Below are 24681 nucleotides of genomic sequence, written 5' to 3'. Positions count from 1 at the left end.
TAGCCGATTTTACGACTGCTTCGCAGCCGAGCGGGAGCAAGCTCCCTCGCCACAGATTCAACGATTCCCGTCAACAGGATCACGCTCCGCCATTTCCGCTTCATCCAGCCCATTGCCTCCGCCAATTTCGTTCTCGTCGACGATACTCAAGTCCCAATCGGCGCTAAAATCTTCCCCGGCTTCGTGAGCATCACGGGCACCATCTTCACGGATCAGGTTTCCCGGGCTCAGGTCGTCGTCGGACTCGTCGTCATCCGTCGAGTTCTCGTGCATGCCTGATTCACGCAGGTGTTTGCTGGGTGTCGGTTGCTCACGCTGGTGCTCGGGAACCAGGTCGCCAATGGTCTCGCCGGGTTCTTCATCGAAATCCAGTTCACGCATCGTGCCCATGCGGTCTTCGTTGTCGTCGATGGGTTCGGGTTGTACCGCATCGAAAGGACGTCGTGATTCGGTCATGGCAAATCCTCATACTGTGGGCCTTACTACGGTTGACCGATTGCACCCTTGAAGATTCCCCCCCCGGCATGGATCTCGGGTATCTGCACCAAACGCGTGACCCCGACGGGCGGTTGTCTGTCAAAGCAGCGCACCATTCTTGAGGCTTCCGAGCATGAACGAATTACAAGATCTGATTGATAACAACGAGCGTTGGGCCGATGCGATCAAGCAGGAAGATCCTGACTTCTTCGCCAAACTGGCCCGCCAGCAGACGCCTGAATACCTGTGGATCGGCTGTTCGGACGCCCGTGTACCGGCCAACGAGATCGTTGGCATGTTGCCGGGCGACCTGTTCGTGCACCGCAATGTGGCCAACGTGGTGCTGCACACCGACCTCAACTGCTTGTCGGTGATTCAGTACGCGGTGGACGTGCTCAAGGTCAAACACATCCTGGTCACCGGTCACTACGGTTGCGGTGGCGTGCGCGCCTCGATGCAGGATCGCCAGTTGGGCCTGATCGACGGTTGGTTGCGCTCGATTCGCGACCTGTACTACGAAAACCGTGAAGTGTTGGCGCAACTGCCGACCGAAGAAGAGCGTGTCGACCGTCTCTGCGAGCTCAACGTGATCCAGCAAGTGGCCAACGTCGGGCACACCAGCATTGTGCAAAACGCCTGGCATCGTGGGCAGAGCCTGTCGGTCCACGGTTGCATCTACGGCATCAAGGACGGTCGCTGGAAAAGCCTGAACGCGACCATCAGTGGTTTTGAGCAATTGCCGCCGCAGTACCGTTTGCGCCCGGTCGGTGCACTGTAGGTCCCAGTGCCTAGCCGTGATGTCGATGCCTGTGTTGTAGAAACAACAGGCCTTCGGCATTGGGCGGTTCATCGTACCCGGTGATCCAGCCCCGGCAGTCGGGCGAGCCACACTGGCAGGCAAACTGACGCATCAGTTTGTCTTCGGTGCTGGCGTAGTCCATGCACAGCACGCTGCCGGGCGTGATGTCCTTTAATGCCCATAACCACAGCTCACTCATGTCCAGGAACACGTTCGGGTCGCAGGAGTGCAGCAGCAATCCGGAAAAAAACGGATCGTGGACGTGAACGCCCGGTATCAGTTGCAGGGTGTGCAGTTGGCGAGCATGGGTCAGTAGTCCGGACACCCGGCACATACGGCTGATGCGCAGGTAATCGCGCAACGCGGTGATGCCTGCACCCCGCCCATCGGCGGTCTGGATGACCTCGAAGTGCGCCCGGGAAGGGTAGCCCTGGCAGGTGCTGGTTTCTTCGTAAGGGTAAACGCAGTCGCTGGGCTGTGTACGTGGCTTGCCCTCGGCCTGAGATTTCATGACGATCCTTGTCTGTTGGGGGCTGCGACCTCCGGAGGCTGACGATCCTGTCCGCCCTGCAGCACATGGGTACCCTCGGAGAGTCTCGCAAAAAAATGGAAAGGTCTACTGTCAAATTTGACAGTTGAGATCGCCTGTGTCCCGCGTAAGTAAATGCTTACGCGGGGTCAGTACTTGCTGATTTACAGGTGCGGGACTGCCACGGAGGTCGCAGGCGCCGGGGCTTTCAGCTGATCGAGCTGGGTCTTGATCGGCGTGCTCGCGCACTGGGTTTGAGCCTCTTCAGGCGTGAGATTGCGCACCGAAGTAAAAAACAGCTCGCAGGTTTTGACTTTGTCGGTCACTTGCCAGGTTTGCGTGCAACTTTTGAGCAGGGCATTCGGGTCGCTGGCGGGTTTGCTGCCCATGCCGGCTTGCCAGCACGCGGCGCTGAGGTCTTGCCCCATGACCTTCAAACCTGCCGCATCGGCCTTGGCTTGATCGTTGTCATAGTTGGCCGGATCGGCGGCGTACCAGATGTAACTCGGATGGTTGGAGCCCAGCACCGGCACTTTGACGCCTGCGCTCGGGCTGATTTGCGCCAGGCTCAGGACATTCACGGTGACACCGTATTGCAGCTTGATCCAGTTGCGTACCGGTGCGCCGAAGGCGACCATCGGCAAGGTCACGCCAGCGGCGGTCTGGCTGAACTGTTTGACCAGCGTGGTCTGGTAGTCGGTGAAGTAGCCGTAAACGCCTTCCAGGTCCTTGCCGGCGCTGGAGGGCGCGGCAATCGGGGCGATGTCGATGATCGTCTGAAAGGCCGGTGTCTGGTCTGGCGCAATGCCGTTGGCCGTCAGCAGCGTGGCCCAGCGGTCGGTGGTCTTGGATTCCAGATAGTCCTGGGCCTGGGTCAGCGAGTAGTCCGGTGGAAAGTGCAGCAACTCGACGCTCTTGCGGTTTTCCAGGGCCATGCCCAATGGCAGGAACAAGTACCAGCTGTAGGCCCACTTGCCGTCGGAGTTCAGTTTGCTGGCGCCGGTGTAGGCCAGGTCCCCGGCATCGAGCAGCGCTGCCAGGGGTTTTTCATACCCGTGTGGCACACCGCTGATGGCGGCGTAGAGCTGATTGTTATCGGTTTTGACACTGACTTTGGCTGCGCTGTAACCGTCGCGCTGCACACTTTGGGTCAGGTAATGCTCGACGGTCTGTTCCAGTGTCCAGTTGCGAAAGCAGATGACGTTGCAGTTGTTGGGGTAGGCGAACAGGCGTGTCACCCGCTCGCTGCTGCCCAGCTTCAGGTCGACATCGGCGTGGGCGGTGGCGCTCAGCGTGAGCGCGGCGAGGGTGAGGCTCAATCCAGCGAGTTTGAACATGCTCAGATCCTTTTCAGCGATGTCCCGTCGGAGCGGGGGTGAACGCCATACTGGATCAGGAGCGAGTGACAGAGAAGTGGGCGATGGCTGAATTTTTCATGGGGGGAGCGCACACGCCCAGGGTTTAGGAGGTTGCGTCTGTCAGCCCGCCAGATCGGGAGGCGGGCCAACGCATGGCGTGTAGGGTTACAGAAGACGCAATGCCAATTGACTGCCCGCGTTCAGGTACTGGACTTGTGCCGTCACCGCATCTTTGACAATGGCTTCACCGGTATCGCTCAGCTTCGCTCTTTTGGCGTCGATGACGCACAGTTGCAGCAATTGCATGGCGACATCCATTGCCTTCTGGAAGGCTGTGACGTTGTTGTGTTGGCCAAATTCGCGAATCAATGTCTCCATTCGACGGTCGGAGTCATCGCGAAGTTGTTTGTATTCAGAAAACGAAACGCTGCCATCCTTGTAGATTTCAGCCAGCATTTCTTCCAGTGTTTTTGATAGGGGAGACATCGATTGTTCATCCTTGAGGTAATGACCCAGTGGTTTACCTGAGTGGTATACGGTGCATGGGCAAGTCGAAGCTTAATGCAGGGATGAACAGATCAGCGGTAGGGCGCACCTTTGTTTGATGTCAGGCCACACCGCTCCAGAATGTAAGACGGGACGCTGTTATGGCTGCGCGGTCATCACCCAATCATGTGGGATTCATGGCACGGTCGCTCCTTGGGCAAGGAGCGACGCCGGTTTCGGTCAGACGGAAAAATCCAACGCGTTACTCAAATCACCCATGGGTGCCTGCCCGCGAGCGATCATCGCGGCATCTCGCTGCTTGATCCCGTCGAGCGTTTCCAGCTGGAACACCCGGGTGATCAACCGCAGGATCGACGCCGTATCGTAAATCGTATGGTCCACCGTGGCTTTGCGGGCGAAGGGTGACACCACCAACGCCGGCACCCGGGTGCCCGGGCCCCAGCGGTCGCCTTGCGGCGGCGCGACGTGGTCCCACCAGCCACCGTTTTCGTCGACCGTGACCACCACCACCATGTTTTTCCACTGCGGGCTCTGTTGCAGCACTTTCAGGGCGCGGACGATGTGCCGGTCGCCGGAGGCCACGTCAGCGTAACCGGCGTGCATGTTCAGGTTGCCTTGAGGTTTGTAGAAACTCACCGCCGGTAGCTTGCCGGCCTCGGCGTCGGAGAAAAAACGGTTGGTGCTCGATTCGTCGCCCAAGCCTGCATCGCGCAGGCGCTTGTTGCGTTCGGCCGGGTTGTGCGGGCCTTGCTGCTGGAAGTAGTTGAACGGCTGATGGTGATACTGGAAGTTGGGGATCTTCGGAATGCCGCCCGAGTCCTTGTACTGCTCCAGCGTCGCCTGCCAGGCGCCGGCGTACCAGGCCCAGTCGACGTTCTTTTTCGACAGCTTGTCGCCAATGTGCTCGTGGCTTTGCGGCACCAGCACGTTGGGCAAGTCGGGTTTTGAATAGTCAGGGCGTTCCGGGTCGCGGATCCAGGTCGGCCAGTAGGGTGGCGCCAGGGTGTTGACCGCGTAACCGTCCGGCGTCAGGGCGCTGGGGCCGAACTGCGGTGGGCCGGTCATGGCGCTGGCCGGGGATTTTTCCAGCGGCTTGAGGCGTGTGTCGAGTGGGTCATCGCTTTGCAGCGAAGCGATCTGTGACTTGGCCACTGAGTGGGCGGCGTCCGGATAGAACGGCACGGCAGCGCTGATCAGGTACTGATGGTTGAGAAACGAGCCGCCGAAGACGCCCTGGAAGAAGTTGTCACAGAGTACGAAGTCCCGCGCCACATCCCACAAGCGCAGGGAGTAACGGCTTTGGGCGTAATGCCCCATGGTCAGGCCGCCCGAATCGGCCCAGGCGACAAAGCAGTCGTTTTTGCCGCCGTTGATCTGCATCTGGTTTTGATAGAACACGTGCCACAGGTCCCGCGTCACCAGGCCGAGCGGCAAGTCTTCGCCATTCGGGCCTTTGAGGGCGTAAGGCGCGTTGGGCAGGTTTTCCTGAAACTGAATGTCGTTCGGGTAGGTCACGCCATCGAGGGTTTGCGGGCCGATCTGCAACACGCCGCCCCAGGCGGGCGGCAGGGTGTGCAGCAGGCTGGCATCGCGGTCGCGCTGTTGATACTCCTCGGGCTTGAGCGCGGACAAGGGTTTTTCAAGGCCCGGGAAGTCGCCAAACAAATTGTTGAAGCTGCGGTTCTCGGCGTAGATCACTACCACGGTCTTCACCTGATCGTGCAGCGCCTTGTCCAGTTCGGCGGGGGACAGCGGCCGCGCCTGCGGTTTGCCCGGCGCATCGCTGGCAGTGCCGCAGCCACTCAAGGTGGCACCGACCCCCCAGCACTGCCACGCCGCCGAGGAAGCGCCGACGGCTGGTGTCGGTGGGAGGATCGGTGTGAGGCGTGTCCTTGCCTGTGTTCTCGTCGTTCATCCTGACTTTCCTGTTGCAAAATATTTCGTGCGGACGGTAGCAAGCCAATATGAAGGAAAAGCGACATAACGGCTTACCTGGAGGGGGAGAAATGCTTGAGGGGCAGCCATTCCTTGAAGTTAACGAGGCGTTTGACGGCGGGATGTGAGCGAACATTTCACGATCAGGAATGTTAGCGTTAAGTCTTTGTCCGCACTGCTAGACTGACGCCATATTGCTTCGAATCGAGAGGGTACGGTATGAAGCCTTCAACTGCTCTAGAGCTTAAACGCGCCGCTGTACGCGAAGTGGTGGGGCGTTTTCATACGGCCAACCCGCGTGTTTTCGGTTCGGTGTTACGCGGTACTGACGAGGACGGTAGCGATCTGGACCTATTGGTGGATGCGCTACCGGGTGCAACGCTGTTAGACCTTGGTGGATTGCAGGTTGAACTGGAGGATTTACTCGGTGTTTGCGTTGATCTGCTGACGCCTGGAGATCTACCGGTAAAGTTTCGTGAGCAGGTGTTGGCTCAGGCGCTTCCCGTATGAATGAGAACCGCCTCGACGACTACCTCGATCATAATGCGTCGCGCTGCTGGTGATGCTCTGATCTTTGTTGACGGTCTGAGTAAAGAGGCATTCTTCGACGATAAGCGTACCCTGCAAGCAGTCATCATGAGCCTTGTCATCATGGGTGAGGCTGCTACCAAAATCATGGATGGTTACGCTGAGTTCACCGCGATGCATCCCTTGGTGCCATGGCGCAGCATGCGGGGCATGCGCAACCGAATTGCCCACGGTTACTTTGATATCAACCTTGAGGTGGTGTGGGATACCGTTCAGGTCGCGTTGCCAGAGCTGTTGAAGTGTTTGCCTGCCGACTGAATAGTGCTCTGCTTGGTCGATACATCTCTGTAACCCCATTTTGTTAGGGCCGCTCCCGACCTCAGTCGAGAGCGGGGAGACTGCCTACGGCATCACCGGCGCCGCGTACTTGAGCGTTGTCCCCAGCGCCCACAGCAGCACCAGCACCAGCGGCGTGTGCACCAGCAGTTGCACAAACGAGAACCCGATCAGGTCCCGCGCCTTCAGGCCCAGTACACCCAGCAGCGGCAGCATGTAGAACGGGTTGATCAGGTTGGGCAGGGCTTCGGCGGCGTTGTAGATCTGCACGGCCCAGCCCAGGTGATAGTTGAGGTCGTTGGCGACTTGCATCACGTAGGGCGCTTCGATGATCCACTTGCCGCCGCCCGACGGAATGAAGAAGCCCAGCACCGCCGAGTACACGCCCATCAACAACGCGTAGGTGTCGTGGGAGGCGATGCTGACGAAAAACGTCGAGATGTGGTGCGCCAGGGTCTGGCCGTCGGTGCCTTTGACCACGGTCATCAGCGCCGCGATGGAGCCGTACAGCGGGAACTGGATCAGCACACCCGTGGTGGTCGGCACGGCGCGGGTCACCGCATCCAGGAAACTGCGCGGGCGCCAGTGCAGCAAGGCGCCGAGCATCAGGAACAGAAAGTTGTAGGTGTTCAGGCCCGAGATCGCGCTGATCGCCGGTTTGGTCGAGAACTCATGGAACAGCCATCCGGCTGCCAGCAATACCAGCGCGATAGTCAGAATCGGGCTGTGTTCCAGCCATTCCCCAGGACGGGTACGCGGCGCTGGCGCCGGCAGGCTGAAGCTGGGGTCGATACCGCAGGCCTTGGCATCACGGGCGGAGTTCGGCCCGGGCGCGGTGGCGTAGGCGATAATCAGCGACACCACGATCAGCGCCAACAGCAACACGCCGGACTGCCAGAGGAAAATCGTCTGGGTGAACGGAATTACCCCGGTGATCGACAGGATCGACGGCGGCAGACTGGCCGGGTTGGCCTGCAACTGTGCCGCCGACGACGAAAGCCCCAACGCCCACACGGCACCGAGCCCCAGGTACGCGGCCGCACCGGCGGCGCGGTAGTCCATGCGCAAATCGGTGCGACGGGCCAGCGCCCGCACCAGCAAACCGCCGAACACCAGCGACAGGCCCCAGTTCAACAGCGACGCGACCATGGAAATCAGCGCGACCCAGGCCACGGCCGAACGACCGTTTTTCGGGATCCGCGCCAAGCGGTCGATCAGCTTCACGGCCGGTGGCGAACTGGCGACCACATAGCCGCCGATGACCACGAAGGCCATTTGCATGGTGAAGGGGATCAGGCTCCAGAAACCGTCGCCAAAGGCCATCGCCGCGTCGGTGGGTTTGGCGCCCATGGCCATTGTGGCCACGGCAACGATGATCACCGCGAGGGCGGCGAACACCCAGGAGTCGGGAAACCAGCGTTCGGCAAAGTTTGAACAACGCAGGGCAAAGCGTGCAGAGCGGCTATCTTCGATATCAGCGGCCACGGGAAAACCTCGAATTTTTATGTTTATTGTGAGGGCGGTCGCAGCGTCAGGCGCCGACCGCGAACTGTGCAAGAATGCGGCAATTGGCAATCACTGAAAAGGACTGACGCGCATGCCATTCCCCGAAACAGAGCGCTTGGCGCTGCTTGAGCTCAAGGGCGTAGGGCCGACGGTGGTCGCCCGTCTCGAACAGTTGGGCTTCGAATCCCTGGAGCAATTGGCCAACGCCGATGCCCTGGAGATTGTCAGCGCGGCGTCGGCCGTGGTCGGCTCGACGTGCTGGAAAAACAGCCCGCAGGCGCGCTCGGCGATTCAAGCGGTCATTGCCTTGGCCAAGGCCCGCTGAGAGGGAGTTTCGAGCATTGCGCAAGCCTTCGGTCTTCGCCTATCAAGGCGTGTATCGCTACCTCGTCGAGTTGATCGACAGTGGCCCGCGTCAGCAGGAGCAAAAGCTCCCGTCGTTGCGTCAATTGGCGCTGCGCCTGAATGTTTCGGTGTCGACCACCAAATATGCCTATGCCTTGCTTGAAGACGAAGGGCGGATTCATGCCCGGCCCAAGCTCGGTTACTTCACGCGAACAATGCCGATGCTGCCTCCGAGTGAGGGCATAGCCAACCTGATCGACAATGTCTACATCTGTTCGCGCCAACCGGGGATGCTGGCGCTGTGTAGCGATGCGCCGGCGATGTTGCTGTCGCTGGAGCAGCCACTGCTGATGGTCGAGCGCGAACTGGCGCGCCAGTACCCGCGCACGGCTGCGCCACTGTATCAGCCGTTTGGCGAGGATGAGCTGCGGCGGGCGTTGGCCGAGCGCTATACCCGCTCCGCCGATCACGCCTGGCAGGCCGAGCAGGTGTATGTCGGCGCGGACCTGCGCAGTGTGTTCGAGTTGTCGTTGCAGGCTCTGGATCTGGCCGGCAGTGCGGCGCTGGTGGAGTCGCCGTGTTCCTGGGCGGTGTTGCGCCAGTTGCAGGCGGCAAACCTGCGGGTGATCGAAATGCCGCTGGGCCGCGACGGCCGTTTTGACCTCCAGCGCCTGCACGATGTGCTGAACCGTGAGCCGGTACGTTTGGCGGTATTCTCGTCAGGCGTAAGCCTGCCCCACGGCAGCCTTATGCCTGCCTCGGACAAACAACAGGTGTGCGACTGGCTGAGCGAGCGCGGTGTGTGGCTGTTGGAGAACGACAGCTATGGCGAGTTCAGCTTCGCGCCCATGACTGCGCGTTACCGTGATGTGGCCGACCCCGAGCGGTTGCTGGTGTTTTCCAGTGTCGACAAGATCATCGGCGCCGAGGCGCCCTTCGGTTATGTGCTGGCACGTGGGCTGAAGGGGCCCTTGCAGCGGCAATTTCTTGAGCGGGCGAGCCGGTTGTCACCTATGCGCCAGAAAGCAGTTGCCCGGCTGTTCAGCACCGGGCGCATTGACACACACCTGCAACGGCTGCGCGGTCAGTTACAGGTGTGCATGCAGCGGATGAACCGTCTGCTGGAGGAACACACGGCTGGCCAATTGCGGGTACAGACCCCGGCCGGTGGCGCGACTTTCTGGGCCGAGGCCCAGCACCCGGTGAACATGCGTCGGGTCTACGAGCGGCTGCTGGCCAAGGGCATCGTGGTTGCCCCCGGCGAGATATTCAGCCAGCAGGGGCTTTGGCACCAGCACCTGCGCCTGAGCTACACCCTCGACTGGAGCCAGGACATCGCCCAGGCACTGGAACACCTCGGCGAGGCCCTCGACCACGAGCGTCAGTTGACCCCGTAGCAGTGGCGCAACTCGGGAAAGCTGCCATCCCGCACTTCACTGGCGAAACATTCAAAGGCCTGGCTGAGCAGGGCGCCGGCATCCACGTACTGTTTGACGAAACGCGGTGGCTGCGCGCCGCCCAGTCCGAGCAAATCCTCGGTGACCAACACCTGACCATCGCAGGCCGGGGAGGCGCCGATGCCAATGGTCGGCATCGGTGAAAAATCGCTGATGCGCCGGGCCAGCGGTTCGGCGACGCCTTCGAGCAGCAGGCTGAAGGCCCCGGCCGCCAGGTGCGCACGGGCGTCCTCCTCGATACCTTGCGCGGCGTGGTCGTTCATCCCCTGGGCCTTGAACCCGCCCATGGCGTTGACGTACTGGGGCATCAGGCCGATGTGGGCCATCACCGGAATGCCTCGTTGCACCAGAAACTCCACGGTGTCAGCCAGCACTTTGCCGCCCTCAAGCTTCACTGCATCGCATCCCGTGCGGGCCAGCACTTGGGCGCAGTTGCGGTAGGGCCTGTTGCGGCGACTCCTGATAACTGCCGAACGGCATGTCGGCGATCACGCAGGCCAGGCGTGTGCTGCTGACCACGGCGCGGGTGTGGCCGATGATTTCTTCCAGGCTCATGTCCAGGGTCGAACTGCGGCCATAACCGACCATGGCGGTGGAATCGCCGATCAGGATGAAGTCGACAAACGGGTCCATCAGCCGGGCCATGTGGCTGGTGTAGGCGGTCAGGGAAACGATTTTCTGCTGGCCTTTGAGGGCGACCAGTTGTGGAACGGTCAGGCGACGGGTTCGGGTGTGCAGGCTCATGGCGACTTTCCTTGGGGCTGACTGCGGGTGGAAAGTGCCCGATTATTGGCGTCGCCGAGGCGAATTCAATGCACAGATCTTCGCTAAAAACCAACCCAGCGCTCGGTTCGGGTTGTTCCCGATGGCGTTTGCGTAGACCATTGGCGCCTTGGTTTTTGCCCATTTCAGAGGTCGATTCATGACTGTCACCCCTGCTGCGCGACCGGCGCCGTTTTCTCGGTCCGACTACAAGACCCTGGGTCTGGCGGCGCTGGGTGGGGCGCTGGAAATCTACGACTTCATCATTTTCGTATTTTTCGCCCTGACCCTCAGCCAGTTGTTCTTCCCGCCGGAAATGCCCGAGTGGCTGCGGCTGCTGCAAAGTTTCGGGATTTTCGTGACCGGTTACCTGGCCCGGCCGCTGGGCGGGATCCTGATGGCGCACTTCGCCGACCGGATGGGGCGCAAGAAGGTGTTCAGCCTGAGCATCCTGATGATGGCGTTGCCGTGCCTGCTGATCGGGATCATGCCGACCTACGCCCAGATCGGTTACTTCGCCCCGTTGCTGCTGCTGGCATTGCGGGTGCTGCAAGGCGCGGCGGTGGGCGGTGAAGTGCCGAGTGCCTGGGTGTTCGTGGCCGAGCACGCACCGACCGGGCATCGCGGTTATGCCCTGGGTTTTTTGCAGGCCGGGCTGACCTTCGGCTACTTGATCGGTGCGTTGACGGCGAGCCTGCTGGCGCAACTCTACAGCCCGGCGGAAATCCTTGATTACGCCTGGCGCTACCCGTTCCTGCTGGGCGGGGTGTTCGGGGTGATCGGCGTCTGGTTGCGTCGCTGGTTGAGCGAGACCCCGGTGTTCATGGCGTTGCAGGCCCGTCGCGAACAGGACGTCGAACTGCCGCTGCGCACGGTATTGCGTGAGCATCGGCTGGCGATGTGGCCGGCGATGCTCCTGACTTGCGTGCTGACCTCGGCAGTGGTGGTGTTTGTGGTCATTACCCCGACCATGATGCAGAAAACCTTCGGCATGACCGCCAGCCACACCTTCGCCTTGAGCAGCCTGGGCATTGTGTTCCTGAACATCGGCTGCGTGATTGCCGGGCTGATTGTTGACCGCATCGGCGCCTGGCGCACGGTGATGCTTTACAGCCTGCTGTTGCCGCTGGGCATCGGCGTGCTTTACACCTGCCTGATTGCCGGAGGCGAGTGGACCGGTCTGGCGTACGCCGTGGCAGGGTTGAGCTGCGGCGTAGTCGGCGCGGTGCCGTCGGTGATGGTTAACCTGTTTCCGGCGCGGATCCGTGTTTCCGGGATCTCCTTCACCTACAACATCGCTTACGCGGTGTGGGCGAGCATCACGCCGTTGCTGCTGATCGGCCTGATGCCGTGGAGCCCGTGGATCTGCGTGATGTTTTGCGCGGTGATGGGCGCGGTGGGCGTCGGCAGTGCGCTGTACTTCGGCGCGCGCATGCCGCTGGCGTGTGGCCGGACGGCGGTCAGCGCGGCCTGAGCCTTCATCGCAGCAAGCCTCGCTTCATCATGAAGCGAGGCGTTTCCTGGTCATCGGGCGCGCTGCGGGCTCACTCGGGGATCAGCGCGACAATCATGTCGACTTCCACCGAGGCATTCTTGGGCAATTGATACACCCCAACCGACGTGCGCGTGTGCACGCCGACGTCGCCGAAAATGCTGTAGAGCACCTCTGACGCGCCGTCGGCGACTTCACTTTGCAGGGTGAAGTCGGCAGCGCTCTGGACGTAGACGTTGATCCGCAGAATCCGTTTGATCCGGTCAAGGTCACCCAGCCGTTGCACGAGCACCGCCAGCGCCCGCATCGTGCAGATCTTCGCCGCGTGCCGGCCCTGTTCCAGCGACACCTCGGCGCCAACCCGGCCGACGACCATCACGGTGTTGTCGATGCGCGGGATCTGGCCGCTGACATACACCTCATCGCCGTTTTGCACCGCCGGCACATAGTTGCCGCCGATACGCAGCGGGCCATCGAAGCGGTGGCCGAGTTGCTGGGCGATGGTGTCGAAAAGCGCCTGGCGAGATTGCTCCATGCTGTACTCCTGGGGTGGCTAAGGACGTTGGAGCGTGGACTATAACCTGACCAATGGCTGAAAAAACCCTGCGGTTTTTCAGGGTGTGGAAGGGTGTTGGCGGCTACACCAACTATTTTTGTAGGACACCCCGCAAACGCTCTTCAGAAATACCCGGCAATGCCGATGTTAGGCTCAATAAGCCCTCAACTTCTGCCCATCGGTGCGCCCCCATGTTCAACAAACGCTTGAAGCAGGAGCTGTCGGCTCTTCGCGAGGAACTCTCCAGCCTTCTGCAAGTGAAAGAAAGCCTGGAAAGCGAGATGCTCGTCTTGACCCTGGACCCCGATGGCCGGATTCAGTCGGTCAATCAGAACTTCACCCAGGAAATGCTCTACAAGAGCAACGACCTGATCGGGCGTGTCATCGAGGACCTTGTTCCGGCCCACGTCAAGGCTGACGATTTCCACCATCGCTTCAAATCGGCGCTGACCCGTGGCGAGCACTTCGCTGGCGTGGTTCGCTTGTTGCGCGGCAATGGCGAAGAGGCATGGCTGCGTTCGATCATGCAACCGGTGCGCAATTCCGAGGGGCGGATCAAGCACTTTTCGATTTTTTCCAGCGACTTGACCCGCACCATCGAAGCGTCTCGCGAACACGAGAACCTGATCGGTGCGCTGGTGCGTTCGACGGCGGTGATCGAGTTCGACCTCAACGGTAACGTGCTGACGGCCAACGAGCGGTTTCTCGGCGGCATGGGTTACAGCCTGGCGCAGATCAAGGGCAAGCATCACCGTACGTTCTGTGAACCGCAGGAGTACAACAGCCCCGAGTACCAGGCGTTCTGGAGACGCTTGAACGCCGGTGAGTTTGTGGCTGGCCGCTTCAAACGGGTTGATAGCCACGGGCGTGTGGTCTGGCTGGAGGCCTCGTACAACCCGGTGGTCGACGCCAACAACAAGCTCTACAAAGTGGTCAAGTTCGCCACGGTGATCACCGATCAGGTCAATCAGGAACAAGCAGTCGCCGAAGCCGCCAACATCGCTTACAGCACCTCCTTGCAGACTGACAGTTGCGCGCAACGCGGCACGACCGTGGTCACCCAGGCCGTGGATGTGATGCGTGACCTGGCCCGGCACATGCAAACCGCAGGCGAAGGGATCGAAGCGCTCAACGAACAATCGGTGGTGATCGGCACCATCGTCAAGACCATCAGCGGCATCGCCGAACAGACCAACCTGCTGGCGCTCAACGCCGCCATCGAAGCGGCCCGTGCCGGCGAGCAGGGGCGTGGGTTTGCGGTGGTGGCCGACGAGGTTCGGCAATTGGCCTCGCGGACCAGCCAGGCCACCGATGAGATTGTCGGCGTGGTCCGGCAGAACCAGGACATGGCGCGCAACGCCGTGGCGCTGATGACCGATGGCAAGCTTCAGGCCGAACAAGGCCTGGCGCTCGCGGCGGAAGCGGGCACGGTGATCGTCGAGATTCAGGACGGCGCGCAGAAAGTGGTCAGCGCGGTGGGGCAGTTTGCCAACCAGTTGTCGACGTAAGCCCTGAGCCAAGCCTGTGCCCGCTCGCGGGCACAGGCGGGTTTGCTGTGGTGCGCGCCGGTTCCGGCGTCAGTTGAAGTCAGCCCGCAGCCGTGACAGCACCAGCAAGTCCTGATGTTGCCCTTGCCAGAAACCGGCCTCACGCAGGCGACCTTCCTCTTCGAAACCCAGGCGCTTGAGCAGCTTCAAGCAGGCCTGGTTGTCCGGGTGCACGGTGGCTTCCACACGGTTGAGCTGCATCTGCGCAAAGCCCCACGCCAGTATCGCCGCCAGTGCTTCGTGCATCAGCCCTTGGCCCCAACCGGCTGGGGCGAGGGCGAAGCCCAGCGAGCAACTCTTCCAGGGACGATTCCATTTGAACAGACCGACATTGCCGACGAGGCTTTCCTGGTTCTTGAATTGGATGCCCCAGCGCGTGCTGGGGTTGGCGTGGGTCCGCCCCTCGGCGAAGGTATCGACCAGCGCCTGAGCCTCGGCCAGCCCGGTCATCGGGTCGATGCCAAACCACTTCATGGCCTGGGCATCGCCATGCATCGTCAATAAGTTCGGGGCATCGTCCATGACGATTTCACGCAAGCGCAGGCGCTCGGTCTCCAGGGTGGGGAACGCGTCCATTCAGTGTCCTTGTGGGTCAGTCGGGGTAACCGCCGAGGCGGGTGAGGGTGAAGCTCAGGTATTCGCCAATCAGTGCCGGGTCGTTTGAACACACCACGTCTTCGACCTGTAAAACCCCGCACTCAACGATCACCGGGCTGACGCTGAGCACTTTTCCAAAGGCGCGATAGGCCCATCCACCCAGCGATTGCAGGCCGATCCGCTGATCAGGATTGCCGGAGAATTGCGCGTCCCAGGACTCATCGCCAGCCAGTTCGGCGCAGAACCGGAACTCGAATGTGTCGCCGGTTTTCGGCGCCGTGTCGGCGCACACACTGAATTCGTCCAGCACGCAGTAGCGAACCCCGTCGATTTCAAGGAGTGCTTCAAGGTAAGGGCCTTGAGTGGAAATCAGCGTGGCGAGGGGCATGTCGTGGGCCTGTCGGGTGGGTGAAGCGTGATCGTCATGGGGGTCGAGCCAGTCGATGTGCCGGGCGATCAGTAACCTGACGGCGCTCAACGATATCGGCACAAACCGTTACCAGCGAGCCTGCCCCAGTGCCTCGGCAAATGCCATCAGTTTGGGTGAGTACTGGCGCGATGGCGGATAGACCAGCGACAGCGCCCGGCTGCGTCCGGCGTAGCCTTCCAGCAACGGCACCAGTCGTCCCGCGGCGAGGGCGTCTTTCACCGCGAACTCCATCAGTTGGGCCACGCCGTAGCCGCCGAGCACGGCGTCCACCAGGGCATCGCCGATGTCGAAGATCAGTCGGCTGCTGACGCTCACGTCACGCACCTTGCCGTCGAGCATGAACTGCCAGTCCACCAGCCGTCCGCTGCGCAGGTTTCGCACGCTCAGGCAGTTGTGCTGTTGCAGGTCGTCCACGGTCAGCGGTGCGCCGTGCCGGGCGAGGTAGGCCGGGGAGGCGACGGTGATCCAGCGCAGGGCGTGCAGCGGGCGGGCGATCAAACGCTGGTCCTGAATCTCGCCAGTGCGCAGCACCGCGTCGAAGCCCTCGTCGACGATGTCCACCAAGCGGTCGGTCATCACCGCTTCGATGCACAGTTCGGGGTAACGCTGGGTCAGTTCGCCGATCACCGGCATCACCACGTTGCGCCCGAACAGCGACGGCGTGCTGATTTTCAACAGGCCGGACGGCGTAGCACGGCGGTCCAGCAGTTGCCGTTCGGCGTCGGCCAGTTCCAGGAGTAACGGCGCACTGCGTTCGTAGAGTACCTGGCCGTCTGGCGTCAGGCTGACGCTGCGGGTGTTGCGTTGCAGCAAGCGCACGCCCAACTCGCTTTCCAGGCGCGAGATGGCGCGCGACAGACCGGATTGGGTCAAGCCAAGGTCCCCGGCGGCGCGGGTGAAGCTGCGGGTTTCGGCAACCCGTACCAGCAAGCGGAGGGCGTTTAGATCCATGATTAAAGTCATCACTGAAAGGCTTGAGTCGGTATTTATCATTTAAACGGCATCAAAGACACTGGCGCCTGTTCATTTCTGCACAGGACTCGCCGTGATGCCCATTGCTTCAAAACCCTCTGGCTGGATGCTGACGCTGCTGGCCACCGCCCAACTGATCATCGCGCTGGACGCGACCATCGTGTTTGTCGCCTTGCCCGAAATCGGCAGCCATCTGGGCTTCTCGGCCCAGCAGTTGCAGTGGGTGGTCAGTGCGTACAGCGTGGCGTTCGGCGGGTTCCTGTTGCTCGGTGGCCGGGCGGCCGATTTGTTGGGCAAGCGCCGTTTGTACGTGCTTGGGCAGTCGTTGTACGCGTTGGCGTCGCTGGCGGGCGGGTTGGGTGGCAGTGCGTTGTTGTTGGTGCTGGCGCGAGCGATTCAGGGTGTCGGCGGAGCGATGTTGTTCCCCGCGACGCTGGCGTTGATCAACACCCATTACCCCCAAGGGCCGGCGCGTAACCGCGCCTTCGCGGTGTGGAGCGCGGCGTCGGCAGCCGGGTTGGCGTTGGGGGCATTGCTGGGCGGGGTGCTCACGCAATGGTGGGGGTGGGAGGCGGTGTTTCTGGTCAACGTGCCCTTGGCAGGTGCCTGTGCACTGGCGGCGCGGCGCTGGATTCCGGCGGATGGCGAGCGCGAACGTGGGCGCAATTTCGACCTTGGCGGCGCACTGGCCGTCACTCTCGGCGGTACGTTGCTGGTGTTCTCCATCGTTCAAGGGCCGGAGTGGGGCTGGACCGCCCCCGCGACGCTCGGCTGCATGGGTTTGGCGCTGGCGTTGCTGGGCGTGTTTGCCTGGATCGAACACCGTGGCCATGACCCGCTGATGCCGCTGCGGTTGTTCGGCTATCGCGAGTTGCGCATGGCGATGGTGCTGACGGCGGTGTTCATGAGTAGCTTCGGCGTGCAGTACTACTTTCTGGCGTTGTATTACCAACAGGTCTACGGCTACAGCGTGTTGCAGTCGGGGCTGGCGTTTTTGCCGGCGACGCTGTTGTGCACGCTCGGTATCTGGCTGGCTGAACGCTCACTGCCGCGTTTCGGACTGCGTGCCACGCTGGTCAGCGGCTTGCTTGCCGGTGCAGTGGGGATTGCCTGGGTGTACCTGGCGTTGCCCGGTGGCAAAGGGTTTTGGTCGTTGTTGCCGGGGATCGTCATCCTCAGCGTCGGCCAGGGCCTGACCTGGACCGCCATGTGGGTCTCGGCCGGTCAGGGCATTGCGGCGGGCGAGCAGGGTGTGGCGGCCGGCATGGCCTCGACCAGTCAGCAGATCGGCGGTGCGCTCGGGCTGGCGCTGTTGGTGTCTCTGGCCAACAGCGCCGCGGGGGCTTCAACCCAGGCCCACGGCATCGAGTTGGCGTTGCTCGCCAGTGCGCTGATTGCGTTGTCGGGCGCGGTGCTGGCGCTGCGTTTGCGCAGTGGTGCGCAGGCCGGGCGGGTAGCGGCGGGTGAACACGCTTGATGTTTGACGTTACCCGCCTCAGGCCGGCAGTGCCTGCCTGGCGCGGGTGATGCGTGCGGTTCCCCGGCAGGCGAGCATGTCGATCACCGGGCGCAGGTGTGGCTTTCTTCTGTCAGCCGGGACTTAACGGGTGGCATCAGATCCACAGGTCATTCTGCGCCGTACGCTCGCCCCCTTCGCTCCCGGTGTTGAGTACTCCCTTGGGTTCGATCAACAGCAGCCTGACTTCCTCTTCGGCAAACGGTTTGTGCTCGATCCCTTTGGGCACCACATACATTTCGCCTGCGCGCACCAGCACCTGTCCATCACGAAAGTCGATACGCAACTGGCCTTCAAGGACGATAAACGTTTCGTCGGTTTCGAGGTGTTCGTGCCAGATGAAATCCCCGAGCAGTTTCACCACTTTGAACTGGTAGTCGTTCATTTCGGCGATGACCCGAGGTGACCAGTGCTCGTGAATCTGTTCAAGTTTGTGACGCAAGTTCAGGCTCTGATACAGACTCATGGCGGCGCTCTCAAGGGTTGATTCAGGCGCCACGATAAGCCGGGGAGGTGCGGACATCTTGCACGATTGTGCGTGAATCAGCGCCGATGCATGCTCAGCCAGCGAGCGGGCGAGAGGCCGTAGGTCTTGCCGAACTGGCGGGTCATGTGGCTTTGGTCGCTGAAGCCGGCGATCAGCGCGGCGTTGGTCAATGACTGGCCCTGGATCAGCAGTGAACGCACCAGGTCCAGGCGTCGCATGCTCAGGTAGCGATAAGGGCTGGTGCCAAACAACAGGCGAAAGTCGCGCGACAGGCTCCAACGATCACGTCCGCTGTGGGCCGCCAGTTCATCCAGGGTCAGGGTGCGGTCGAGGGCGCTGTGGATGAATTCCCGCGCACGTTCCGCCGCCTGATAATCGAAGCGCTGGCGATGGGGTGTCACGCCGGACACGGCGTTCATCGCCTGGGCCAGGTCGAACAGCGCATCCTGTTCTTCCAGGGGATCGAGCGGGTTGTCGAGGCTGCGCAGCAGCGCTTGGGTTGCGGCGAGCAAGCGTGGGTCGGCGGACAAACCGGTCTTGATGAACGGCAACGGCTGGCCTCCCAGCATTTGCTGAATCAGCGCCGGTTCGATGTACATCATTCGGTATTGGAAACCGTCTTCGGTGCCGGCCTCGCCATCGTGTACTTCGTCCGGGTGCAGGACCATGGTCACGCCGGGCTGGCTGTGGCGCCAACCGCCGCGGTACTGAAAACTCTGCACGCCGGCCAGGGTCCGGCCGATGGCGTAGGTGTCGTGACGGTGCAAGTCGTAGCCGTGGCCCGAAAAGTACGCCTCGATACGCTGCACCCCGCCCGCGTCGGGCGCCCGGTGAAACCAGTCAGTGAGGATTTTTTGCTTGCCCATGCTGAGCCTTCGTTGCCGTGAGCGCGGTGGCAAATACGTTAACCCAGCCGTCGACGGCTGTCTGTGTTCGAATTCTAATGGTTGTATTGTGATAATTAATTATTGTTTTGCGATAATTATTTGGCTAATGTGGCGTCACATTCATCCAGAGGGCTTCACATGACTTCCAATCGACTTGCTCAACTCAGCCAGCGCATGGCATCCGTCACCCTGCTGCTGATCGTTGCGATGCTGCTGCTCAATGCCGCGATGTGGCTGTTCCCTGGCCTGAGCACCGTGGGTGCGGGTTTTGCGTTGACCGAACGCCAGCTCCCGATCATTGCCGACCAAGCGTTGCTGTTTACGTGGTGGCAGGTGTTGGGCGGTATCGTGTTGTCGAGCGTGCCGTTACTCGCTCTGGCAGGTGGGCTTGGTCACTTGCGTCGGTTGTTTCAGGGCTACGCCAAAGGCGTGTATTTTTCCGCTGATTCAGCACAGCACTTGGGCAAGGTCGGTCGGGCGGTGGCAATCTGGGTACTGCTGGATTTCGTTTGCGAACCGCTGCTCAGCATGTGGGTAACCCTGCACGCCCCCGCGGGTGAACACTTGATCACGATCAGTTTCACCCCGCCGACCTTCGTTGCACTGTTCCTGGCCGCCTGCATTTCGATCATTGCCCGCATCTTGGGTCAGGCCAGTGAAGTCGACTCAGAAAACCGCTCGTTCGTTTGAGATTGCCATGTCAATTGTCATACAGCTGGACGTGATGCTTGCATTGCGCAAAGTCAAATCCAAAGACCTCGCGGCGGCGATCGGTATCACCGAAGCCAATTTGTCCTTGCTCAAGCAGGGCAAGGTCAAGGGTCTGCGGCTTGCGACGCTGGACGCGATCTGTGCGTACCTGAACTGTCAGCCTGGCGACCTGTTGATTCATGTGCCCGAGGTCGAGTAAAACCTGATGGCATCCTGTTGTGGTGATGACGTTGGGGTCCAGTGTCGTCAGCGTTGCGCGGCGGGCGGTCCATGGCTGGAAACTCGAAGGGAGATGACACAAGGCATGAATACGGGATCAGTTGAACCGCAAATGGACGTGCGCTTTCGGGCCGTCAGTGAACAGGACATCCCGCGCATCTGCAGTTTTGCGCGTAATGAGCAGGAGCTGTTTTTCTTCTTTCCCGCCGCGACCTGGCCGCTGACCGAGGCGCAGTTGCGGGACTCGATTGCCCAGCGCTCGGACTCGACCGTCATCGAACTCGATGGCGTCGTCGCCGGTTTCGCCAACTTCATGCGCTGGGAAGAGCAGGGTACCTGCACCATCGGCAACGTCATCGTCGACCCGCAACTGCGCGGCGCCGGCATGGCCGGGAAACTGGTCCGGCACATGATCGCCACTGCCCGGGGCAAGCACCGGGCCAGCGAGGTCACGTTGTCGTGTTTCAATACCAACGTGGCCGGGTTGTTGCTCTATCCACGGCTGGGTTTCACGCCCTATGCAATCGACGAGTACGCCGGCAAACAGGGTGAGCGACTGGCCCTGATTCGTCTGCGGCTGACTCAGGCCCCAGGCCTTTAACCGCTTTACTTCACAGGGGCGCGGTTGATTGGCCGCGCATCTGTCTGCATTTTTCAAGGATTTACCGATGACTGATTCAAGCAACGCGCAGGTGTACCTTTTTTCCTATGGCACCTTGCAGGACAAAGCCGTGCAACTGGCCAACTTCGGCCGCGAACTGAGCGGCAGTGCCGACGCCATGCTGGGCTATGAACAATCCTGGGTCGAGATCACCGATCCAGACGTGCTGGCCACCAGCGGCAAGACCCATCACCCGATCCTGCGCCCCGGTAACGCAGACAGCGCGCCGATTCCCGGGATGGTGTTCCAGATCACCGCGCAGGAGCTGGCCGCCGCCGACAGCTATGAAGTGTCGGATTACAAACGGGTCAGCGTGGTACTGGCCTCAGGGATCGAGGCGTGGGTGTATGTGAGCGTCTGAGTCAGTTCGTGGATGTAGTCTCTCTCCGAGCCCGGCCACGGGCTCGGTAGTTCTGTCATGGCCGTCAATAATGCGATGTCAATTTACCGGCAAGTCCTTTAAGATCGCCGCGCTTTTGATGGGTGGCACTTAGCTATCATTTTTTGATGTGTAAGGGTGTTGCATGAGCGTCACACACGGAAGCGTCTGGATTTTTTTGTAGTTGTTAAGGATGAAGACGTGACGCCAGCTCTCTTTCGCAAGACCCTGCTCTCCCTCGCCATTGCCACCACGGCCAGCACCGCCCTGCCAGTTTGTGCACAGACGCTGCAACTGACCGACGCCGGCCTGAGCTCGGTACTGCAAACCTACACCGATACCGTTGAAGTCAACGGTACGTTCACCAGCGCCAACAGCGATCTGGATGCCGTCGCCTTCAATGGCTCGACCTTCCAGAAAGACCTGATCCTCAACGCCACCATCGACGCCAACGGCAACTTCGCCGATGGCGTGGACATGGACCAGGCCGACTCGAACGGCCAACTCAATACCGTTGCCGGCAACCTGATCAACAAGGGCAGCATCTCGGCCATTGGCGGCGGCGCCACTGCGCTGCTGATCGACCCGGTTGTGGTCGGTGGCAATGTGATCAACGAAGGCAGCCTGATCGCCAAGGGCGAGCCGATCCAGGACGGTAAGGACCTCGATGTCGCCCGTGCGCTGGAAGTTTCCGGTTCGTCGGTCATCAGTGGCGATCTGGTTAACGCCGCCACTGGCAAGATCATCGCCGAAGGTACGGGTGCCAAAGGCATCTTGCTAATGGGTGGCGAGATCAAAGGCAAAGTGATCAACAACGGCTTGATCCAGGTGACGGGCAAAGATGCTACCGCGCTGGATATGACATCGAACGAGAAGAGCAACTACAACAATCTTGCGAAAATTGGTGGTTTTGAAAACCACGGCACGATCATTGCCAAAGGCGATGATGCCTCTGGCCTGAAGATTGATGGTGCTTACTTCACGGGAGATACTCCGCAGATCATCAACACCGGGGTGATTCAGGCCGATGATGCCGCAATTGCCATTAACGGTTTCCAATCGGAAAGGATCACGCTGAACATCGTCAACAGCGGCACCATCATCTCCAAGGATGAAGCTATCGATGCCTCTGATGTTCGAGCTCAGATTTACCTGACAATGAAGGACGGCAGCAAAATCACCGGCAACCTGATTGGTCTGGATGGCGCCACGGTCTATGGTCATGCAGTGTTCAATGGCACTGACGCAACCGTTGATGGTGCCAACATCAAAATGCTGGATGGGCGTGGCTGGGTAGACGTTGGTCTGGACATCAATGAAGGTATGCCGGTAGAGGTTGGGCATCTGGAACTCGGTCAGCCTCACACCAGCCTCATTGGCAGTATCGGGTTTACTGAAGGTTCGTCGCTGGATCTGAATCTCAGCCGCGCAACGGACCCGAACAAGGCTGTATTGTCAGTCAGCGAAATTGCTCAGTTTGACCACGGTTCGCAAATCCGCCTGGCCGCCCAAGGCCAGGATTTCAACCCGAAAGGCGTCAGTTACAAACTGGTCCAGGCGGGTCGGGTAACAGATGAAGGCCTGAGCGTCGTCAGCACCTCGGCCTTGCTCAACGTCGACACGTTCACCGTGCGAGACAGCCAGATCTTCGCCAAGGTCACCGGCAAAGGTGAAGCCGAAGTCAACGAAATCATCGTTAACCACGGTGCCAACCGCAACACCCAGCAAGCGCTGTCGAGCTTCAGCCGTGATGCAATCATGAGCAAACTCAAGGGCGACGACGCGGTGTTCCAGGCGTTCGCCAACGCCAGCGAAGCGCAACTGGCCGAACTGGCCAAACAGCTGACGCCGGACGTGGACGGTGGCGCGACCCAAGCGGCCACCACCAGCCAGACCCTGATCAGCAACGTCACCGGCAACCGTACGGCGGGCGTGCGCGGTCAGTCGTCGGGTGAAGCCTTCAAGGACACCGGTGTCTGGGTGCAGAGCCTTTACAGCGATGCCACGCAGGACCTGCGTGACGGCGTGGCCGGTTACAACGCTTACAGCCGCGGTGTGGCAGTGGGTGCCGATGGCAAGCTGAACGAGAACGTAACCCTGGGTCTGGCGTACAGCTTCCTGAACACCGACGTCAACGGCAAGACCGGCAACAAGACAGCCGTCGACTCCCAGGCATTCACCCTGTACGGCGGTTTCGAGCAGGGCAACTACTTCGTCGATGGCAGCCTGACTTACGGCAAGAACGACAACGAAAGCAAACGTCGCATTGCCGGCACCACCGCCAAGGGCGATTACGACAGCAACCTGCTGGGTCTGAACCTGGCCGGCGGCTACACCTATCACCTGAACGATGAAGTGCTGATCGAGCCGCGTGTGGCGGCCCGTTACACCATGGTCGACATCGACGGCTACCGCGAGAAGGGTTCTTCGGCGGCGCTGAAAATCGATGACCAGCGTTATGAAGCACTGGAACTGGGCGCCGGTCTGCGGGTTGCCGGTCACTATCCGCTGGGCCAGGGCACGCTCGTGCCGCAAGCCAAGTTGATGGCGTACCACGACTTCGCGGCGGACAAGGCGTCCAGCACGTCGACCTTCGTGGTCGGTGATACCCCGTTCATCACCAGTGGCGCCAAGGCTGCGCGTAACAGCTACGAAGCCGGTGTGGGCACCGATTATCGTCTGGGTGCGGTGACCCTGGGCCTGAACTACGACTACGTCGGCAAGTCGGGCTTCGATGCGGACACCTTCACCGCCAAAGTGCGTTACGACTTCTGATGAAGTCCACAACCTTCGGCCCGCGCTCGCGGGCTGGACGTTGGCTGCCAGGCGCGGCGCTGTTGATCGGCGCCGCGTTGAGCGGTTGTCAGTCGCCACAGCAGGCCTTGCAGGCATTGGCCGCAAGCCACGGCCAGCGACTGGAGATCATTTCCACACAAGCATTCCCCCTGGCCCTGAGCGTTTCGCTACAGCGCCTCGATTCATCCCGAATTCGTATTTACCTGGAAGGCGATGGCCGTGCCTGGGCGACGTCCAGCCAGCCGAGCCTTGACCCGAGCCCGCGTCACCTGTTGATGGCCGAGATGGCGTTCAACGACCCGACGCCCAGCCTCTATCTGGCCCGTCCTTGCCAGTTTGTCCGCGCCCCCGCGTGCCGCCCCGCACTGTGGACCGACCGGCGCTTCTCGCCTGAGGTGCTGGACAGCCTCGATCAGGCCCTGAGCCAGATCAAGGCGCGCTTCGGCAATCAGGACTTCGAACTGATCGGCTACTCCGGTGGCGCCGCCCTGGCGCTGTTGCTGGCGGCCCGACGCGACGACATTGCCCAGGTGCAAACCCTGGCCGGCAACCTGAGCCCCCGGCAGTGGGCTGAGTTGCTGCGCCTCAGCCCGTTGCAGGGTTCACTCGACCCGCTGGACTATCGCGAGCGGCTGGCGCGGATACCGCAGCGGCACATCGTCGGCCGCGACGACCCGATTGTTCCGCCAGCATTGCTCGACAGCTATCGGCAAGCGCTGGGTACGGCGACGTGCCTGGAGGCGGTGGTGGTGCCGGGCGTGACCCATGCCGAGGGTTTGGCCGATGCCTGGGCCAAATGGCGAGAGCGGCCGATCCGCTGCGCTGAGCCCACAACGCGACAGCCATAAAAAAGGGCCTGCCTCACGGCAAGCCCTTGTGTGTTTCCAGTGTC

Annotated in this window: 24 protein-coding genes and 3 pseudogenes; 14 read left to right on the top strand and 13 right to left on the bottom strand. The window is 61.1% G+C overall.

The window, feature by feature from the left end; genetic code table 11:
* Window positions 1-57: 57 nt before the first annotated feature.
* Window positions 58-456 carry a serine kinase/phosphatase gene (locus AABM54_RS21800; RefSeq protein WP_347902033.1) on the bottom strand — a complete coding sequence of 133 codons (399 nt, stop codon included), beginning with the start codon at window positions 454-456 and terminating at the stop codon, window positions 58-60.
* 154 nt (window positions 457-610) lie between these two features.
* On the opposite strand from AABM54_RS21800, the gene can reads away from it, so the two are divergent.
* Entirely contained in the window at window positions 611-1255 is a 645-nt protein-coding gene (gene can, locus AABM54_RS21795) for a carbonate dehydratase (RefSeq protein WP_347902032.1), read from the top strand.
* A gap of 10 nt (window positions 1256-1265) precedes the next feature.
* Here can and AABM54_RS21790 read toward each other — a convergent pair whose 3' ends face one another.
* The 4 genes and pseudogenes from AABM54_RS21790 to acpA all read right to left on the bottom strand — a co-directional run bounded on the left by AABM54_RS21790 (window position 1266) and on the right by acpA (window position 5585).
* Window positions 1266-1787: a lysine methyltransferase gene (locus AABM54_RS21790; protein ID WP_347902031.1), complete on the bottom strand. Its 522-nt coding sequence runs from the start codon at window positions 1785-1787 to the stop codon at window positions 1266-1268.
* Window positions 1788-1969: 182 nt separating this feature from the next.
* Window positions 1970-3142 (bottom strand): hypothetical protein, encoded by a 1173-nt coding sequence (locus AABM54_RS21785; RefSeq protein ID WP_347902030.1) that lies wholly within the window; start codon window positions 3140-3142, stop codon window positions 1970-1972.
* Between the two features lie 186 nt (window positions 3143-3328).
* Entirely contained in the window at window positions 3329-3649 is a 321-nt protein-coding gene (locus AABM54_RS21780; RefSeq protein WP_347902029.1) for a hypothetical protein, read from the bottom strand.
* A gap of 240 nt (window positions 3650-3889) precedes the next feature.
* A pseudogene (acpA, locus tag AABM54_RS21775) lies at window positions 3890-5585 on the bottom strand (acid phosphatase).
* Between the two features lie 239 nt (window positions 5586-5824).
* Between acpA and AABM54_RS21770 the strand changes: the two are divergent.
* Complete coding sequence (locus AABM54_RS21770) at window positions 5825-6115, top strand: nucleotidyltransferase family protein (RefSeq protein ID WP_347902028.1); 291 nt, start codon at window positions 5825-5827, stop codon at window positions 6113-6115.
* A pseudogene (locus tag AABM54_RS21765) lies at window positions 6112-6451 on the top strand (DUF86 domain-containing protein). Before AABM54_RS21770 ends, AABM54_RS21765 begins: the two are co-directional and overlap by 4 nt.
* Window positions 6452-6535: 84 nt before the next feature.
* On the opposite strand, the gene AABM54_RS21760 reads toward AABM54_RS21765, so the two are convergent.
* A complete protein-coding gene (locus AABM54_RS21760; protein WP_347902027.1) occupies window positions 6536-7954 on the bottom strand; it encodes a TIGR00366 family protein in 1419 nt (472 codons plus the stop codon).
* A gap of 112 nt (window positions 7955-8066) precedes the next feature.
* On the opposite strand from AABM54_RS21760, the gene AABM54_RS21755 reads away from it, so the two are divergent.
* Complete coding sequence (locus tag AABM54_RS21755) at window positions 8067-8300, top strand: helix-hairpin-helix domain-containing protein (RefSeq protein WP_347902026.1); 234 nt, start codon at window positions 8067-8069, stop codon at window positions 8298-8300.
* Window positions 8301-8316: 16 nt separating this feature from the next.
* Window positions 8317-9717: a PLP-dependent aminotransferase family protein gene (locus AABM54_RS21750; protein WP_347902025.1), complete on the top strand. Its 1401-nt coding sequence runs from the start codon at window positions 8317-8319 to the stop codon at window positions 9715-9717.
* Here AABM54_RS21750 and panB read toward each other — a convergent pair.
* Window positions 9702-10521, bottom strand: a pseudogene (gene panB, locus AABM54_RS21745) (3-methyl-2-oxobutanoate hydroxymethyltransferase). The gene AABM54_RS21750 and the pseudogene panB overlap by 16 nt on opposite strands.
* 178 nt (window positions 10522-10699) lie before the next feature.
* Between panB and AABM54_RS21740 the strand changes: the two are divergent.
* Entirely contained in the window at window positions 10700-12013 is a 1314-nt protein-coding gene (locus AABM54_RS21740) for an MFS transporter (protein ID WP_347902024.1), read from the top strand.
* 70 nt (window positions 12014-12083) lie between these two features.
* Here the strand turns inward: AABM54_RS21740 and AABM54_RS21735 are convergent, their stop codons facing one another.
* A complete protein-coding gene (locus AABM54_RS21735; RefSeq protein ID WP_347902023.1) occupies window positions 12084-12566 on the bottom strand; it encodes a RidA family protein in 483 nt (160 codons plus the stop codon).
* A gap of 212 nt (window positions 12567-12778) precedes the next feature.
* Here AABM54_RS21735 and AABM54_RS21730 point away from each other — a divergent pair, with 212 nt between their 5' ends.
* Window positions 12779-14095 (top strand): PAS domain-containing methyl-accepting chemotaxis protein, encoded by a 1317-nt coding sequence (locus tag AABM54_RS21730; RefSeq protein WP_347902022.1) that lies wholly within the window; start codon window positions 12779-12781, stop codon window positions 14093-14095.
* Between the two features lie 69 nt (window positions 14096-14164).
* On the opposite strand, the gene AABM54_RS21725 is transcribed toward AABM54_RS21730, so the two are convergent.
* The 3 genes from AABM54_RS21725 to AABM54_RS21715 are packed head-to-tail and all read right to left on the bottom strand — an operon-like array spanning window position 14165 to window position 16112.
* Entirely contained in the window at window positions 14165-14710 is a 546-nt protein-coding gene (locus AABM54_RS21725) for a GNAT family protein (protein WP_347902021.1), read from the bottom strand.
* A gap of 16 nt (window positions 14711-14726) precedes the next feature.
* On the bottom strand, window positions 14727-15221 hold the full coding sequence (locus AABM54_RS21720) for a hypothetical protein (protein ID WP_347902020.1): 495 nt from the start codon (window positions 15219-15221) through the stop codon (window positions 14727-14729).
* A gap of 6 nt (window positions 15222-15227) precedes the next feature.
* On the bottom strand, window positions 15228-16112 hold the full coding sequence (locus AABM54_RS21715; RefSeq protein ID WP_347902019.1) for a LysR family transcriptional regulator: 885 nt from the start codon (window positions 16110-16112) through the stop codon (window positions 15228-15230).
* Between the two features lie 127 nt (window positions 16113-16239).
* Here AABM54_RS21715 and AABM54_RS21710 point away from each other — a divergent pair, with 127 nt between their 5' ends.
* On the top strand, window positions 16240-17610 hold the full coding sequence (locus AABM54_RS21710) for an MFS transporter (protein ID WP_347906279.1): 1371 nt from the start codon (window positions 16240-16242) through the stop codon (window positions 17608-17610).
* A 136-nt stretch (window positions 17611-17746) separates the two neighbouring features.
* Here AABM54_RS21710 and AABM54_RS21705 read toward each other — a convergent pair whose 3' ends face one another.
* Together AABM54_RS21705 and AABM54_RS21700 are read right to left on the bottom strand one after the other, a co-directional pair.
* Complete coding sequence (locus tag AABM54_RS21705; RefSeq protein WP_347902018.1) at window positions 17747-18115, bottom strand: cupin domain-containing protein; 369 nt, start codon at window positions 18113-18115, stop codon at window positions 17747-17749.
* 77 nt (window positions 18116-18192) lie between these two features.
* Window positions 18193-19002, bottom strand: a complete 810-nt coding sequence (locus AABM54_RS21700) for an AraC family transcriptional regulator (RefSeq protein WP_347902017.1) — start codon at window positions 19000-19002, stop codon at window positions 18193-18195.
* Window positions 19003-19161: 159 nt separating this feature from the next.
* Between AABM54_RS21700 and AABM54_RS21695 the strand changes: the two genes are divergently transcribed.
* The 6 genes from AABM54_RS21695 to AABM54_RS21670 all read left to right on the top strand — a co-directional run bounded on the left by AABM54_RS21695 (window position 19162) and on the right by AABM54_RS21670 (window position 24637).
* Window positions 19162-19713 (top strand): DUF2975 domain-containing protein, encoded by a 552-nt coding sequence (locus AABM54_RS21695; protein WP_347902016.1) that lies wholly within the window; start codon window positions 19162-19164, stop codon window positions 19711-19713.
* 7 nt (window positions 19714-19720) lie between these two features.
* On the top strand, window positions 19721-19933 hold the full coding sequence (locus AABM54_RS21690) for a helix-turn-helix transcriptional regulator (RefSeq protein WP_347902015.1): 213 nt from the start codon (window positions 19721-19723) through the stop codon (window positions 19931-19933).
* A gap of 132 nt (window positions 19934-20065) precedes the next feature.
* The gene (locus AABM54_RS21685; protein WP_347906278.1) at window positions 20066-20554 is read left to right on the top strand and encodes a GNAT family N-acetyltransferase; all 489 of its coding nucleotides are present in this window, start codon (window positions 20066-20068) and stop codon (window positions 20552-20554) included.
* 67 nt (window positions 20555-20621) lie between these two features.
* On the top strand, window positions 20622-20975 hold the full coding sequence (locus tag AABM54_RS21680; RefSeq protein WP_347902014.1) for a gamma-glutamylcyclotransferase family protein: 354 nt from the start codon (window positions 20622-20624) through the stop codon (window positions 20973-20975).
* A gap of 219 nt (window positions 20976-21194) precedes the next feature.
* Window positions 21195-23768, top strand: a complete 2574-nt coding sequence (locus tag AABM54_RS21675) for an autotransporter domain-containing protein (RefSeq protein ID WP_347902013.1) — start codon at window positions 21195-21197, stop codon at window positions 23766-23768.
* Entirely contained in the window at window positions 23768-24637 is an 870-nt protein-coding gene (locus AABM54_RS21670) for an alpha/beta hydrolase (RefSeq protein WP_347902012.1), read from the top strand. Before AABM54_RS21675 ends, AABM54_RS21670 begins: the two co-directional genes overlap by 1 nt.
* The last annotated feature ends 44 nt before the right edge of the window (window positions 24638-24681 follow it).

Origin of the sequence: Pseudomonas purpurea, assembly GCF_039908635.1 — a bacterium.
Lineage (GTDB): Bacteria > Pseudomonadota > Gammaproteobacteria > Pseudomonadales > Pseudomonadaceae > Aquipseudomonas > Aquipseudomonas purpurea.
The sequence above is the reverse complement of the archived record's forward strand: the minus strand, read 5'-3'. Positions and strand labels throughout refer to the sequence as shown.